The organism is Winogradskyella sp. PC-19 (assembly GCF_002163855.1).
In the GTDB taxonomy this organism is placed as follows: Bacteria; Bacteroidota; Bacteroidia; order Flavobacteriales; family Flavobacteriaceae; genus Winogradskyella.
The window spans coordinates 38,986-54,600 of record NZ_CP019332.1; the positions used below are offsets into that span (position 1 = coordinate 38,986).

The window sequence follows — 15,615 nt, forward strand, 5'->3', positions numbered from 1 at the left end:
AACATTTTAACATAATTTAACAAACTTCTAATTTAATGATACTTTTTTATGAAAAAAATTACTTTATTGTTAATGCTATTAACGATTTCTTTAACAGCATTTGCTCAGACTACGGTAACCTGTGGGTCTACTACTAATCAATCTGGAGATTGCTATACGTCTAGCGTTAACCTAGATTATTCATATATGTCTTCTGACTCAGCTCAGGTACTAACCATTACGGTAAATGCTGGTGAAGTTGAATCTGGATGGGATGAATTTATAGTTTATGATGGTGAAGATGCTACAGCTACAGAATTATATAATGGCTATGGAACTAGCGGTGACCTAACTGGTCTTACATTTACCACTTCTGGTCCAAATTTATTTGTAAGAATTCAACCAGATGGTAGTGCTGATTGTGGTACAGAAGGTTATGCAACTTTAGATTTTGATGTAGTTTGCGCTACTCCGCCATCAGCTCCTGATTGTGCAACAAACCCAACACCAGTAGATGGTGCAACTAATCAACCCATTGGAACTACAACTTTGACATGGGATACGCCTTTGTCTGGACCATCACCTACAAGTTATGACTTATTTTCTGGACAAATGTCAGATGGGTCTGATTTTGGGTTAGTTGGGAATTATGTAACTAATACAGCAAATGTGACTGTTAGTGGATTCGAAGCAACTATTTATTATCAAGTTGTTCCTAAAAATGGTAATGTTAGTGCAATGGGTTGCCCTATATGGAGTTTGACTACTATTCCAGCTCCAACGGGAGCGTTATGTTCCGATCCAATAGTTGTTAGTAGCTTACCATATAATCAAACAGGAGCAACAACTGAAGGTTTCGGTGACGATTACACTTCAACAAATGTATCATGTAGTACATCATCTTACTTAAATGGTGATGATATTGTTTATGCTTACACACCAGTAGCTGATATTAATGTTGACGTTACACTTGAGAATACTGGTACTTGGGCTGGTTTATTTATATTCTCTGGATGTGAAAATGCTAATGAAGTATTTACAGAATGTTTCGGTAATAGTACTAGTTCTGCAGCTGGTAGCCGAGCAATAGAAGCTGTTGATTTAACTGGTGGTACTACATATTATATTGTGATTTCTACTTTTGCGTCTCCTCAATCAACACCTTTTGATTTATCTATTACTGAAAATACTTGTTCAGATGCTACAGCCACTTTTACTGCTGTAGAAGATTGTGCTAATACTCAATTTACAGTAGATGTTGATATTACTGATTTAGGTTCTGCAACTTCAGTTACTATATCAGATGATCAAGGTAGTTCGACACAGCAAGTTTCTAATACTGGTATTGTAAGTTTTGGACCTTATGCATCTGCTACAAATGTAAATTTTACTGTTATTAATGATCAAGATGCGACTTGTGAAATTTCTGGAAGTGTAGTATTTGGATGTCCACCACCAAATGATGCATGCGTTGACGCTGAAATCTTAACTCTATCTGATACGACGTCTTGCAATAATTTGTTATCAGGTACAACACAAGGTGCATCAACTGATGCTGCTAACGGTTGCTCAACTAGTGGAAGAGATGTATGGTACAGATTTACCTCTGCAGATGCAGGTGATTATTTTGCTTCAGTTACGGAAACTTTTGAATCATTGAGTTCTACGAGTACATATATAACTGCATATTCTGGTTCGTGTGGTGCTTTAACTCAAATCGGTAGTAGTACATCTTGTTTTAATACCGGTACTCTTATAATTGATGCAGCTGCAAACACTACTTATTATTTAAATATTAGAAGTAGTTCTTCTTCAGGTTATACTGAATTTGATATCTGTGTATTTGGAGAACAACCTCCACCACCAAATGATGCATGTGCAGCAGCTATTAATATTGACAATGGAGATGTTTTAAATGGTAACAGTACATTTGCTACCAATGTAGAGGATTTGACACCTTGTAGTGGAGGAGATATAGGTTCTTCATGCGCTTCTGGAGTTAATGACGGAACTATAGATTTTGGTGCAGGGTTGTGGTATTTATATAATTCTTCTGGTAATGAATCAATTACAATACAAGTTGGTGGTTTCGATACTGAAGTACAAGTTTTTGAAGGTACTTGCGGTGCTTTAACATGTGTTGCAGGTGATGATGATAGTGGAACAGGAGGTAATAATTCTCAAGTGTGTTTTGATGCTTTAGTAGCTGCTGACTATTATATATATGTAGACGGTCATAATACAAACACTGGAGCATTTACAATAAGTCTTAATACTGATTCTCCTTTACCACCTGCTAATGATGATTGTGATGATGCAGAGAATATACCAGATACAAGTGTTACTGTTAATGGTACTAATGCAGGGGCAACTGATTCTGCACCAGGAGATGCATGTGTTACAGGTAATGATGTTTGGTACTCATTTACTACTGATGCAAATGGTGGAGATATTACAGTAACTATAGATTCTGGTTTTGAGTATGCTATTTATACAGATTGTGCTGGAACTTTAGCAGATGCTTGTAATACAGGTTTAACTGGTGCTCCTGCTGATACAACTTATTATTTAAGAATTGGTGATGATGGTTCTCCATCAACGAGAGCTGAAGGTACATTTAGTTTCTCTTTAGCAGGTTCTGCGTTATCAACTAGCGATTTTGATACTGAAACAGGATTTACTTACTATCCAAACCCAGTAAAAAACACATTGACACTAAATGCTCAGCAAAATATTGATACTGTAACTATGTACAATATGCTAGGTCAAGAGGTATTAAGATTATCTCCAAACAGTGTAAATGTAACTGTAAACATGGCTAACTTAAGTACTGGTGCATATTTTGCAAAAGTATCTATCTTAGGAAACACGCAAACAGTACGTATAATTAAGCAATAATGTATTAGTTTATTATATTTAAAAGCCACCAATTTTGGTGGCTTTTTATTTTGATTAATTGGTGAAAAATAATTTTGTTTTTTTGTATATTTCCAAATTACCTTTAATAACAATCTTCACGATATGAGATTATATTTATCAATAATCTTTTTCTTAACTTGCTCATCAATTAGTTTTTCTCAATTACTTTTTGATGACGAAGCTGTAATAAGAGGATTAACAGGGATTACAAGCTATGATGGCAATGGAAATGGCCTAAGCTTTGCAGATTATAACAATGATGGATTAGATGATGTTACTCTACCCACAGGAAATGATGAAACTTTAAAATTTTATAAAAACGTCAATGGTGTGTTTGTTGAAGACAGAGTACTTACACCAGCTATAGATTACAAAACACGATCAGTATCATGGGTAGATTATGATAATGATGGAGACAGAGATTTGTTTGTTGTTAGTGACATAGAAGGTAGTAGGCTCTTTAGACAAGATCCTGAATTATTGTTTGTAGATGTTACAGTAAGTTCAGGTCTTTTTACTGATGCGATTGATACTTATAGTGTTTCTTGGGGAGACATTAATAACGATGGTTGTTTAGATTTATTTTATTCAAACCGAACGTTAAACTCGCTGATTACGAATTACTTATTTCAGAGTAATTGTGACGGTACTTTTACTAATATTACATCTACGGCAGGATTATCTCAAGACCCTAGACTTACTTTTGGAGCAAGTTTTTTTGATTATAATAATGATGGATTTCAAGATATCTATGTTATAAATGATAAAAATGGTTCTAATTTTTTATATGAGAACGATGGAGACTCCACTTTTACTGATGTAAGTTCTCAAACATCTACTGGTATAGTTGTCGATGCTATGTCTGTTACCATTGATGATTATAATTCTGATGGTTTTTTTGATATATATATTACCAATACACCAAGTGATGTTGCGACACCAACTTTAGGTAGTGTATTATTAAAAAATGTAAATGGACAATATTTTGAAGACGTATCATCATCATCAGGAACACTATTAGATGGTTGGTGTTGGGGTTCTAACTTTTTTGATGCAGATAACGATATGGATTTAGACTTATATGTGAGTTGTATTTATACGCTTCCTGGCGAAAGGCAATCCTATGGATTTTATCAAAATGACACGTTAGAGGTTTTTTCTGAACCGACAAATATTGGTTTTGCTAATAATGACATTGACAGTCATGGATCAGTTATTGGAGATGCAGATAACGATGGTAAGGTTGATATTGCAGTTGTTAATAATGGTGGACTAGTACCAAATCTTTGGATGAATAAAACGGTAACCACTAATAATTATCTTACTATAAGTTTAGAAGGAACAACAAGCAACAAAGATGGAATAGGCTCCAAAATTGAAATATCTATTAATGGAGTAAAGCAATATCGCTATGTTATTAATGGAGAAGGTTATCTATCTCAAAACTCTTTTAAAGAATTTTTTGGCTTGGGTGAAAATACAGTAGTAGACTATGTCAAAGTATATTGGTTAAGTGGTACTATAGATACGATACTTAATGTAACTGCAAATCAAATTCTTAATATTGTAGAAGGTAGTAACGTTTTGTCAAATCCAAATCTCGAAATTTCAGAAGACTTTTTAATACATCCAAACCCGACTAGTGATAGATTAAGTTTTAAGTCAAGAAATATTATTGAAACCATTACGATGTATAATGTACTAGGTCAAGAGGTTTTTAAATCATATTACGATTCTTTAGAAGTAGATATAGATATATCTAATTTATCTTCTGGGGCGTATTTTGTAAAAACATCATTATCAGGAGTGATTAAAACTTCTCGAATCATAAAGCAATAAGTTAAAAACAAAATTTTTATATTTTTCAAGGCCGCTACTAAGCGGCTTTTTTATTTACAATACTTACATTTGTTTTATGACACAGTTAAGCTATTCGTTTATAATACCTGTTTATAACCGACCAAAAGAGATTGAAGAACTCTTAGAAAGTTTTTTAAATCTCGAAGGCAATTTCGATTATGAAATTGTTATAGTCGAAGACGGTTCTACAGAAACTTCTGAAAATGTTATTTGTAGTTATATAGATAAGCTTAATATATCATACTATTTCAAAAGTAATTCAGGGCCTGGAGATTCTCGAAATTATGGTATGCAACGTGCAAAAGGGAATTATTATATAATATTAGATTCTGATGTTATTTTACCAGAACAGTATCTGCAAGAAGTAGATAATTTTTTAAAGCAAAAATTTTATCATTGTTTTGGTGGTCCAGATGGTGCACATGATTCATTTAGTGATTTACAGAAAGCTATTAACTTTTCGATGACTTCATTTATGACAACAGGAGGCATAAGAGGTGGAAGCGAAGCTATTGAAAATTTTCAGCCTAGAAGTTTTAATTTAGGTCTTTCTCAAGAAGCATACAAAGCAACAAAAGGATTTGGAAAAATCCATCCTGGAGAGGATCCAGATTTGATATTACGTTTATGGGAAATGGGATACAAAACTTCACTAATAAAAAATGCTTTTGTTTATCATAAAAGACGGATTTCGTGGAATAGGTTCTATAAACAAGTCAATAAATTTGGACAAGTAAGGCCAATACTCAATAAGTGGCATCCTAGTTCTGCGAAGATAACGTATTGGTTCCCAACCTTATTTTTGTTTGTTTTTGTTATTTCGCTACTTTTATCATTTGTTGGCTTATATCATTTACTGTTACTATACGGGATTTATTTTTTAATTCTTTTTGCAAGTTCATTTTTAGTGACAAAAAATATAAAAGTTGCAATTATGTCTATTGGAGCAACTTGTATTCAATTTTATGGCTATGGAATAGGTTTTTTTAAATCGACCATAAAATTATTGACCACAAAAAAATCAGCTGAGACAATTTTTCCTAACTTGTTTTTTAAATGAAAAAAGCAGTTTCAAAATATTTTTTTAAAATCTTTAAAAAGCGAAATGTAAAGCGCTTCAGTTTTTTTTTAGGAGCTGCATTTTTCTTCTTAATGCTTACCAAATTATCTCAAACATATACCCATACTATAGATTTAGAGATAAATCTCTATAATTTAGAGGACGAAGTTATTGTTTTAGAGGATTCATTATCATTCTCAAAAGTTACAATGAAAGCAAAAGGATTTAGTCTTTTGAAATACATGTTTAACAATCCTAAGGAGATTAATATAGATGCTCGAAGTGAAACTGTTAAAAGGGGTAAACAAATATTATGGGATATTAGTAATAATAAATACCAACTTAACGAAGCATTTGGCAACTCTGTTGAGATTTTAGACATAAAGCCTGATACTATCTATTTCACTATTGATGTATTAGCATCTAAAAAAGTACCAGTAAAACTGATGAAAGATATTACTTATGCCACAGGTTTTGATGTTATTAATGAGCTAAGACTTTCTCAGGATTCTGTGAAAATAATTGGATCAAAAAGATATATAGATACTATAAGTGTTATCAATACAGAACCGCTTGATTTGAAAAATATAAATTCTGATATATCAGAAGAAATAGCTTTTATGAATACTGGTTCTGATATTGAAATTTTACCAAAAACACTTAGCGTAAAAGGTACTGTAAAACGTTTCACTGAAGGTAAATTCTCTATTCCAATTGATTTAATTAACACGCCAATAGGTAAGAGTGTGAATTTTTTTCCAAAAAATATTGACCTTATCTATTATGTAGATGTTGAAAATTTTAAAAATGTAAAGCAAGAAGACTTTAAGGTAGTGTGTGATTTTTCTAAATTAAACAATCAATATCAAAATAACCTGGAACTCCAAGTCCTAGAGTCTTCAAGTTTGGTTAAAAGTGTGCGTTTAGTTCAAAATAGAGTAGAATTTATAATATCCGATTAGTGCAAGACATCAAAAAACAAATAATTGTTGGTATTACTGGCGGAATAGGAAGCGGTAAAACAACCATTTCAAAATACTTTGAAGCCTTAGGTATACCAGTATATCATGCAGATTTTGAGGCAAAAGCACTAATGAATCGCTCAAAAGTTATAAGAAGAAAACTTATAGCTCTGTTTGGTGATAATACATATAAAAATGGAGCTTTGAATAGAGATTATCTTCGGAGCAAAATATTTAATAATAAAGATTTACTGACACAAATGAATGCAATTGTGCATCCAAAAGTTGGAGCTCATTTTAAACGCTGGATAAAAAAGCAAGATGCACCTTATGTACTTAAAGAAGTGGCTATAATTTTTGAGAATAATCTACAAAGTCAATATGATTATATAATTACTGTAGTTGCAGATAAAGAAGAGCGTATAAAACGCGTTATACAAAGAGATAATACGTCTCGAGATTCTGTAGAATCTATAATATTGAATCAACTTCCTGATGAAGAAAAGATAAATAAATCTGATTTTATTATAGAAAATGATGATTTAGAGATTGCTAAAAGTCAAGTTCAAAAAACACATAAAGCGTTGATTAATAATATTTAATGCTCTAAATTTTAACATTTGTGTTAATGTAAGGTTAAACACAATTTATGCTAAATGCTAAAATGTTAAATTTGATGCGATGAACAAAAAGCTTTTCGTGTTATTGGTAGTATTAATGAGTCTATCGCTTATTGGTATAATTTTCGTTCAATCATTTTTTATTAATAGAAGTTTAGAAAACGAGCGGCAGCAGTTTACTTTGAATGTAAAGACAGCTTTAAGCTATGTTTCTAAACAGATTGATGATTATGAATTTAGAAATTACTACGATAACATTCAGCCTATTTTAAGGGATAAAGCAAGAGCGGATTCAACTTCTGTTCAGCGTTTATTTTTTGAATTTGAAGACAAGGAAAGTGATCAAACAATAGTTCATCAAAATATAATTTTAGAAGAGCGCTTTAAAGTGCCCTCTTTGTTCTTTGAAATAGATGCAGATAGTACCGACTTCAGTAATTTTACTAATGAGAAGACAACTGAGGTTTTCAAAAATTCTACTATCGATGGGTCAATGGAAAGTGTGTCAAGGGTTAGAGAGTTTGATGATATGTCTGACGACACCAAGAATTTTCTACAAAGAGATGCTTTTAAATCCTTAATTAGTGCCTATAATTACCCGATCTACAAAAGGGTTAGTCCGGAATTGATAGATTCTTTTATTAGTAAGAATCTTGATGAACAAGGTATCGAAATCAAATACGAATATGCCATTTTTGATAACGATTTATCAACTAAAATTAGAACAGATAATTTTGAGAAAACAGATAATTCTTATGGGGTTCCTATCTTTTTAGATAATAATGATGAAAGTACTTTTAATCTTTGGGTAGATTTTCCCGAACGTAATAGCTTTTTAATATCGACGATACTTTGGATGATAGTTTTGTCAATAATTTTTACCTCAGTAATTATAGTAGCATATACAAGTGCGATATATCAATTAATTAAGCAACGCCAAATATCACAGATTAAAACAGATTTTATCAATAATATGACGCATGAATTTAAGACGCCAATAGCAACAATTAATTTGGCTTTAGATTCTATAAGAAACCCTAAAATCATTGACGATAAGGAAAAAGTGTTGCGTTATTTGGGCATGATAAAAGAAGAGAATAAACGTATGCATGCTCAAGTAGAAAATGTACTAAGAATTTCTAAGCTCGAAAAAAATGAGCTTAATATAAGTAAGGAACGCCTTAAGTTTCACGACATAGTAGAAGATGCTGTAACGCATGTTCAGCTTATTGTCGAGGACAGAAAAGGTTATATAAAATTGCATCTAAATGCTGCCAAGTCATCAATACTGGCAAACGAAACACATTTTACAAATGTGATTGTAAATATATTTGATAATGCAATTAAGTATTCTGATGACGCTCCAAAGATTGATGTTTATTCAGAGAATATAGGAAACAGTGTTCTTGTAAAAATATCTGATCAAGGAAATGGTATGTCAAAACAAGTTCAGAAAAAGGTGTTCGAAAAGTTTTACAGAGAACACACAGGAAATGTACATAATGTAAAAGGTCACGGTTTAGGGTTGGCTTACGTTAAAAGAATAATAGATGACCATCAAGGTCACATATCAGTAGAAAGTGAAAAAGGAAAAGGTAGCACCTTTACAATAAGGCTACCATTAATATCATAATATTATGGAAGAGCAAAACAAAAAAATATTATTAGTAGAGGACGATCCAAATTTTGGAACTGTACTTAAAGACTATTTAATCATGAACGACTTTGATGTAGTTCATGCAAAAAATGGTATGGAAGGTTTCGAAAAGTTTAAGAAAGATGATTATGATCTTTGTATACTTGATGTCATGATGCCTTACAAGGACGGTTTTACTCTAGCTAAAGAAATTAGAGAGAAGAATACTGATGTTCCTATTGTTTTTTTAACGGCTAAGGCAATGAAAGAAGATGTCTTAAAAGGTTATAAAGTAGGAGCAGACGACTACTTAAACAAACCTTTTGATAGTGAGGTCTTATTGATGAAGATTAAGGCTATTATGCAGCGTAAAGCAACTGATAGTGTTGCTGACAGTAAGCAGTTTGAGTTTGTTATTGGTAATTTTCATTTAAACTCTAAACTTCGTTTCTTATCTCTTAATGGTGGTGATCCAGAAAAACTATCTCCAAAAGAAAATGAGCTTTTAAGGTTATTGGCTTTACACGAAAACGATTTAATGCCACGTGAATTAGCATTAACTAAAATATGGAGAGATGATAATTATTTCACATCTCGAAGTATGGATGTTTATATAGCAAAATTACGTAAGTATTTAAAGCCAGATCCAAATGTAGAAATTCTAAACATACACGGTGAAGGATTTCGATTGGTAATCAACAAGTAGTTACAATAATAAAAAGATAAAAAACCAGCTATTTAGCTGGTTTTTTGTTTTCAATATAAGATGTGATTAGATTAACGTCTTCTAAATAATCAAACCATTTAATAGTTTCATCTTTTCTATACCATGTTAGTTGACGTTTTGCGAATCGGCGTGTGTTTTTCTTAATTTCAGAAATAGCAAAATCTAAAGTCCATTCACCTTCGAAATGTTTGAACAATTCTTTATAGCCAACTGTATTTAAGGCATTAAGCTTTTTTTGTGGTAACAATCTTCTTGCTTCATCAACCAATCCGTTTTCTATCATAATATCTACACGTCTATTAATACGGTCGTAAATAATTTCTCTTTCGGCTTTAATACCTATAGAAATTGTTTTAAATGGTCTTTTGGTTTTATTCTTAGATAAGAAACTCGAATAAGGCTTACCTGTACCAATACATATTTCTAAAGCTCTTATAAGACGTTGTGGGTTGTTAATAGCAATTGTATTGTATGAGGTTTGATCTAACTCTTTCAGTTGTAACTGAAGTATTTTAATACCTTCAGTTTCTAGCTTTAGATTTAATTCTTCTCTAATTTTTTTAGGAATATCAGGAAAAATATCTAAACCATTAATGACTGCATTACTATATAAGCCAGAACCTCCAACCATTACTATTACATCTTGAGTCTTAAACAGTTCTTTTAATTTATTAATGGCCTCTTTTTCATAATGACCTACATTATAAGGCTCTTCTACTGATATATGTTGTATAAAATGATGTTTTGCAGAAGCTAGTTCTATCTTGTTAGGAACGGCAGTTCCAATAGTCATTTCTTTAAAAAATTGTCTAGAATCTGAAGAAATTATTTCTGTGTTAAAATACTGAGCCAATTTAATACTTAATGCAGTTTTACCAATTCCGGTAGGTCCAACTATTGAAATAAGTGTCTTACTCATGATGTAATACTTCTCCACATTTATAACAAAACTCAGCGTTATCTTTATGATTCTGAGCCAAACAACTCCTGCAAGACTGAGAATTTGTATCGATTTGAGACTTCGTTACGTCTGCTTTTCCATTCTCAGATTTTTTACTACTGCTCTTTGCATATTCGGCAGAGACAATTCCTGTAGGTACAGCAATTATACCGTAACCCAAAATCATTATTATTGTAGTTATAAACTGGCCTAAGGGTGTTTGTGGAGCTATGTCACCAAAACCTACAGTCGTTAGTGTCACGATACACCAATATACACTTTTAGGGATGTTTGTAAATCCATTAGCTTCTCCTTCAACCAAATACATTATGGTGCCAAATACTACAGAAGATACCATTACAGCAAATAAGAAAACTAAAATTTTAATACGGCTCGCAATAATCGAGTCTTTTAATTGATTTGAAGCTCCTAGATAGCGTGCTAGTTTTAAAATCCTAAAAACTCGCAATAATCTCAGCGCTCGGAGCGTTACAAGCGCTTGAGCGCCTCCAAATAAAAATGTTACATACATCGGAATGGTTGACAAAAAGTCTATTATCCCAAAAAAGCTAAAAATGTACTTGAATGGCTTTTTTATACTAACCACTCTGAGTATATATTCTATACTAAACAATATAGTTACAATCCATTCTCCGTAATAAAGTAGATCATGATATTTTTTGTCTATACTATTTACACTTTCGAGCATAACTAAAACTATACTCAGTATTATAAAAACTAGTAATAAAACATCAAACCATTTTCCAGAAGGCGTATCTGCTTCATAAATTATTTCATGAAGTTTAGTACGCCAATTATGTTTTTTTGTTGCTTCCACGTTTTAAATTTACAAAAGATAGGGTTATTTTTTCTCTAAAACGACAACACTATTATTTTGTAAGTCTATAATTTGACCCATAAAAGCTTTTAAGGCTTCATAATAACTAGCATCATAAATTGGTTTGTCTAATTTAATACGAACAAATACTGATAGTTTTTCTTCGTTAGCTGATGTACTAAAAGTTACTAAGCCACCTTTGTTAGGTAATGCAAAATTTATTGGTTTTGGCAGTTCGACAACTTTTAATTTGTCACCAAGTTCTACTTCAATAGCATAATTAAACAATTGTTTATAGCCAAAATCAATTGGATAGGTACGTTGTTCTAGTTTGAAGGGATTTTCTTCATAAAACTTGTAAATAAATGGATTGAAATAGATTTTATCACCAACAAACTCTTCTTCATGTAAGACTTCTAATACTTCCGAAAACTTATTATCGTTTTTGTTTTTTGACAAAACTTCGTGTTTTTCAATAGTGCTGTTAGTGTAACTACTTTTTAAGCGTTCTAGGTATACTGAAGAATTTTCGTGATATAATTTTTTCTTTGCATGAGAGTTATATCCAGTTACTGAAATGTTTACATCTCCTTTTAGTTGGTTGTTTTCTGATAACTTGTATTTAGCACCGATTTGAATTGTAGAATATTGTCCAGGCGCTATATCTTCCCAATAACTACCATATTCGGTATCATTGACCCTACCATACTGATTAAGACAATAAAAAGGCAATTCTCCAAAGCTTAAGTACGGGTTTGTGGCATCCAAATAGTACGTTTCATCTTTTATAACAAGCTTTACTATTGTATAATCAAAATCAGTAAGTACTGGGTAGACTTTTGTGGCTAAACCATTGTCTCTTGTAGAGACTAACATCGCATAAGATTCTAATCCTTCGGCATGTAATAGGTTTTGTAATAATAGATTTATCTCAAATGCATTACCACCTTTTTCTTCTAGAAGACGTTTTATAGAAGCGTCATATCTTCCAGATTTACTATCCCATATATAGTTGTCTAATACATACTGATAAATGGCCTTTGCTTTTTCTTTTGTATCTTTAATACTAGTGATTGGAGGTGGAAGTAGTTCTTTTACTAGCTTTTTTTTATTTATCTGTCTACCAAAGTCAGAGTCCGCTTTCAGTTCACCATCAACATCTTCCCATGATTTTGTAATCTTGTCTACCGAACCGTTAAACTGTTTTACTACACTTAATTCGTATTCTATTCTAGACAAATAATTAGCTTTTGTGGTTGTATATTTTTCTTTTCTGTATGCTGGTATATCAGTCATTACATATCTATAAACGGCACAGTTCGCATACGCACCTCTACCAGCTTCTAGACAATTATAATCTATGTTGTTAGTATTTACTTTTAATGGAATGGAACCAACTAGTTTTATGTTATAGTCATAGTTTCCAGGTATACTAGCATTAAGTTCACTGTAAAGCGTTGGTATATCATGCTGAAAGCTCCATGGCACAAACTTATTAATAAAATTGGTAGTCTTAGTGTAACTGTAGGTAATTATGCTACCGACTTTTACGTTAGGAAAAACAAGCCTAGCTACTTCATATGTGTCATTTTTCTCGGTATAAATAGCATCTTGTGACATGTTTGTTATAACAGGTTTTCCATTTTCTAGATTATGAACTTGTACCGAAACATCTTTTAAATTTTCTCTTGAATCTTTACCAATATAAAGCGGTATTTCAACCTTTCCGTGTTTCAACCCTTCTTTATTAAGAATTTTAATTTTTTGATTCGTTTTAATATTAAGACGCCATGTGTCTTTATTAAAAAAAGCATTACCGTAATCGTATATGATAAGTGCTTCTGCAGCTGGATCCTTCTCATAAGTATTTGTTTCTAACTCTTGTTTGGTAACGTTCATACCAATTTCAAATACCTGAGCATTTGTGGATAATGAAAATAAAATGATAAGAAGGAAAATGTATTTTTTCATATTCTAAAATGTAGAAATTTTTATTCTTTTCTTGTTTCGTCTAACGTAAGATTGTATGATATGTTGATTATCTCTGTTATTTGACATGGGTGTAATTAGAGAGAGTAAAACTTCAGTATTATTAATTTGATGATTCAAATCAAAAAAACCTAGGCCTTTAAATGTGCCATTTTCAATGACAACAACACTTTTTTCATCAACATACCTTCCGCGGTCTATAATGAGCATATTTTTGTTTTCGTAAGAATGTAAATCTATAAAATTATAGATACGATTATTATAAGCTTCTACAGATTCTTTATTGATACATGCACCATGACACTCTTCAATACCATAATTAAAACAACTTGATTTGGTTTTTTCGAGACCAGTGAGTTTTTGACAGAGTTCATAATTAATAACGGCATTATTAATAAAGTGGTTTGCACTTTGTCTATTTGTAAAGGTTGTTATTGGGGTTTCTGCTTTTGTTGCACTATCTACTCGTAGATTTACGTAACCATTAGTGTCAGTAAACTGATAAAGTCCATGCGAAAACAAGTGCTTTTTTAAGGCTCTGTTAAGTAATGGTTTGTTCTTTTTAATCTCTTCACTTTCTTTTAATAATGCAATAAGTTCACTTCCTGTTTTTTCGTAAGATACCGAAGAGACTAGTGCCTGAATTTTTTTTGATTTAGAATTGGTACCAGTAAAGTGTTGGGTAATTCGTTTTTTGATATTGTTACTTTTTCCAATATAAATAATTTCACTTGCTTCATTATGAATGTAGTAAACACCAGTTTCATTTGGCATTTCCTCAACTATAGCTTTTAAGTTCGAAGCTATTTTTGATTTTTGTTCAGTCTTTACAGCTTGTGTGATAATTTCCTTTTTAAGGTCTTTATTTAATAGCATTTTAAAGAGCTTGACAGTAGCTTTTGCGTCACCGTCAGCGCGATGCCTATCACTAATAGCAATCCCTAAAGCACGAGTTAATTTGCCTAAACTATATGATTCCATATCCGGAATCAATTGTTTAGATAGCTCGACTGTACAAAGTGTTTTTCTTTTATATGGAAAACCTAAACGTTTGAATTCTGTCTTTAAAATACGGTAGTCAAAAGAAGAGTTATGTGCTACAATAATACAGCCTTCAGTAATTTCTACAATACGTTTTGCAACCTGATAGAATTTTGGTGCATTTCGTAACATCTTACTATTTATACCTGTAAGATTAACTACAAAAGGCTGAATTTCTCGTTCTGGATTAACAAGACTTATAAATTGGTCTACTATTTCATGGCCGTCAAATTTATATATAGCAATTTCTGTAATGCCTTCTTCGTTAAATTTTCCGCCAGTAGTTTCTATGTCAAGTATTGCGTAAATAGGAGTATTTCTGTTTGGATTTAAAAAGTGAAGATAGTTGTATTTATAAGATTTTCAAAAGAGAATTAATTGTAATTTCTTGCTCCAAAAATACTGCTACCAACACGTATCATAGTACTGCCACAATCTATGGCTATTTGGTAATCACCACTCATACCCATACTAATAGTTTGTAATTTACAGTTATGACTATCAACTTCAGGAAGTTCTGTAAATGTAGATTTTAGAAGGTTAAATTCACTCTCGACTTGTTGCATATCATCAGTGAATGTTGCCATACCCATTAGGCCAACAATTTTGATGTTTTCTAATTCCAAAAGTTCGTCTGAAGTTAAAATGCTTTTTGCATCTTCGGGCGATAAACCAAATTTGCTATCTTCTTTTGCTATTTTAATTTGAAGTAGACAATTAATGATACGTTGGTGTTTTTTTGCTTGTTTGTTTATTTCTTTAAGTAGTTTTAAGCTGTCTACACCATGAATTAAATCCACAAACTCAGCCATGTATTTGACCTTGTTGCGCTGTACATGACCAATCATATGCCATTGTATGTCTTTTGGCATAGTTTCCCATTTGTCAGCCATTTCTTGGATTTTATTTTCTCCAAAAATGCGTTGACCAGCATCGTAAGCTTCCATTAAGGCACTAATAGGTTTTGTTTTAGAAACGGCTACTAAAACGACATGATTTGGTAATTGAGACTTTATTTTATTTAGATTTTGTTTTATGTTCATC

General features: G+C 31.9%; 12 protein-coding genes. 7 read left to right on the forward strand and 5 right to left on the reverse strand.

Annotated elements, in window-relative coordinates:
• Positions 1-48 precede the first annotated feature (48 nt).
• From BTO05_RS00210 to BTO05_RS00240, 7 genes are all read left to right on the forward strand, one after another.
• The gene (locus BTO05_RS00210; RefSeq protein ID WP_087490723.1) at positions 49-2,877 is read left to right on the forward strand and encodes a T9SS type A sorting domain-containing protein; all 2,829 of its coding nucleotides are present in this window, start codon (positions 49-51) and stop codon (positions 2,875-2,877) included.
• Between the two features lie 123 nt (positions 2,878-3,000).
• Complete coding sequence (locus BTO05_RS00215; RefSeq protein WP_087490724.1) at positions 3,001-4,737, forward strand: FG-GAP-like repeat-containing protein; 1,737 nt, start codon at positions 3,001-3,003, stop codon at positions 4,735-4,737.
• A 76-nt stretch (positions 4,738-4,813) separates the two neighbouring features.
• Positions 4,814-5,818, forward strand: coding sequence for a glycosyltransferase (locus tag BTO05_RS00220; protein ID WP_087490725.1), 1,005 nt, complete (start codon positions 4,814-4,816; stop codon positions 5,816-5,818).
• Positions 5,815-6,780, forward strand: a complete 966-nt coding sequence (locus BTO05_RS00225; protein ID WP_087490726.1) for a CdaR family protein — start codon at positions 5,815-5,817, stop codon at positions 6,778-6,780. Before BTO05_RS00220 ends, BTO05_RS00225 begins: the two co-directional genes overlap by 4 nt.
• Entirely contained in the window at positions 6,780-7,382 is a 603-nt protein-coding gene (coaE, locus tag BTO05_RS00230; protein ID WP_232459757.1) for a dephospho-CoA kinase, read from the forward strand. The genes BTO05_RS00225 and coaE overlap by 1 nt, the downstream gene beginning before the upstream one ends.
• A gap of 79 nt (positions 7,383-7,461) precedes the next feature.
• Entirely contained in the window at positions 7,462-9,033 is a 1,572-nt protein-coding gene (locus tag BTO05_RS00235) for a sensor histidine kinase (RefSeq protein ID WP_198295239.1), read from the forward strand.
• 4 nt (positions 9,034-9,037) lie between these two features.
• Complete coding sequence (locus tag BTO05_RS00240; protein ID WP_087490728.1) at positions 9,038-9,742, forward strand: response regulator transcription factor; 705 nt, start codon at positions 9,038-9,040, stop codon at positions 9,740-9,742.
• 28 nt (positions 9,743-9,770) lie between these two features.
• Here BTO05_RS00240 and miaA read toward each other — a convergent pair whose 3' ends face one another.
• From miaA to BTO05_RS00265, 5 genes are all read right to left on the reverse strand, one after another.
• Positions 9,771-10,682, reverse strand: coding sequence for a tRNA (adenosine(37)-N6)-dimethylallyltransferase MiaA (miaA, locus tag BTO05_RS00245; protein ID WP_087490729.1), 912 nt, complete (start codon positions 10,680-10,682; stop codon positions 9,771-9,773).
• Positions 10,675-11,541 carry an ion transporter gene (locus BTO05_RS00250; RefSeq protein ID WP_087490730.1) on the reverse strand — a complete coding sequence of 289 codons (867 nt, stop codon included), beginning with the start codon at positions 11,539-11,541 and terminating at the stop codon, positions 10,675-10,677. Before BTO05_RS00250 ends, miaA begins: the two co-directional genes overlap by 8 nt.
• Before the next feature lie 24 nt (positions 11,542-11,565).
• Positions 11,566-13,512, reverse strand: a complete 1,947-nt coding sequence (locus tag BTO05_RS00255; RefSeq protein WP_087490731.1) for a DUF3857 domain-containing protein — start codon at positions 13,510-13,512, stop codon at positions 11,566-11,568.
• 3 nt (positions 13,513-13,515) lie between these two features.
• Positions 13,516-14,880 (reverse strand): exonuclease domain-containing protein, encoded by a 1,365-nt coding sequence (locus BTO05_RS00260; RefSeq protein WP_087490732.1) that lies wholly within the window; start codon positions 14,878-14,880, stop codon positions 13,516-13,518.
• Positions 14,881-14,945: 65 nt separating this feature from the next.
• Entirely contained in the window at positions 14,946-15,614 is a 669-nt protein-coding gene (locus BTO05_RS00265) for a YggS family pyridoxal phosphate-dependent enzyme (protein WP_087490733.1), read from the reverse strand.
• Position 15,615 lies beyond the last annotated feature (1 nt).

Excerpts from the sequence above, each read along its gene's own strand:
- BTO05_RS00265 (WP_087490733.1), bottom strand. The coding sequence starts at position 15,614 with ATGAACATAAAACAAAATCTAAATAAAATAAAGTCTCAATTACCAAAT.
- BTO05_RS00210 (WP_087490723.1), top strand. The coding sequence starts at position 49 with ATGAAAAAAATTACTTTATTGTTAATGCTATTAACGATTTCTTTAACA.
- miaA (WP_087490729.1), bottom strand. The coding sequence starts at position 10,682 with ATGAGTAAGACACTTATTTCAATAGTTGGACCTACCGGAATTGGTAAA.
- BTO05_RS00225 (WP_087490726.1), top strand. The coding sequence starts at position 5,815 with ATGAAAAAAGCAGTTTCAAAATATTTTTTTAAAATCTTTAAAAAGCGA.
- BTO05_RS00240 (WP_087490728.1), top strand. The coding sequence starts at position 9,038 with ATGGAAGAGCAAAACAAAAAAATATTATTAGTAGAGGACGATCCAAAT.
- BTO05_RS00220 (WP_087490725.1), top strand. The coding sequence starts at position 4,814 with ATGACACAGTTAAGCTATTCGTTTATAATACCTGTTTATAACCGACCA.
- BTO05_RS00235 (WP_198295239.1), top strand. The coding sequence starts at position 7,462 with ATGAACAAAAAGCTTTTCGTGTTATTGGTAGTATTAATGAGTCTATCG.
- BTO05_RS00215 (WP_087490724.1), top strand. The coding sequence starts at position 3,001 with ATGAGATTATATTTATCAATAATCTTTTTCTTAACTTGCTCATCAATT.
- BTO05_RS00255 (WP_087490731.1), bottom strand. The coding sequence starts at position 13,512 with ATGAAAAAATACATTTTCCTTCTTATCATTTTATTTTCATTATCCACA.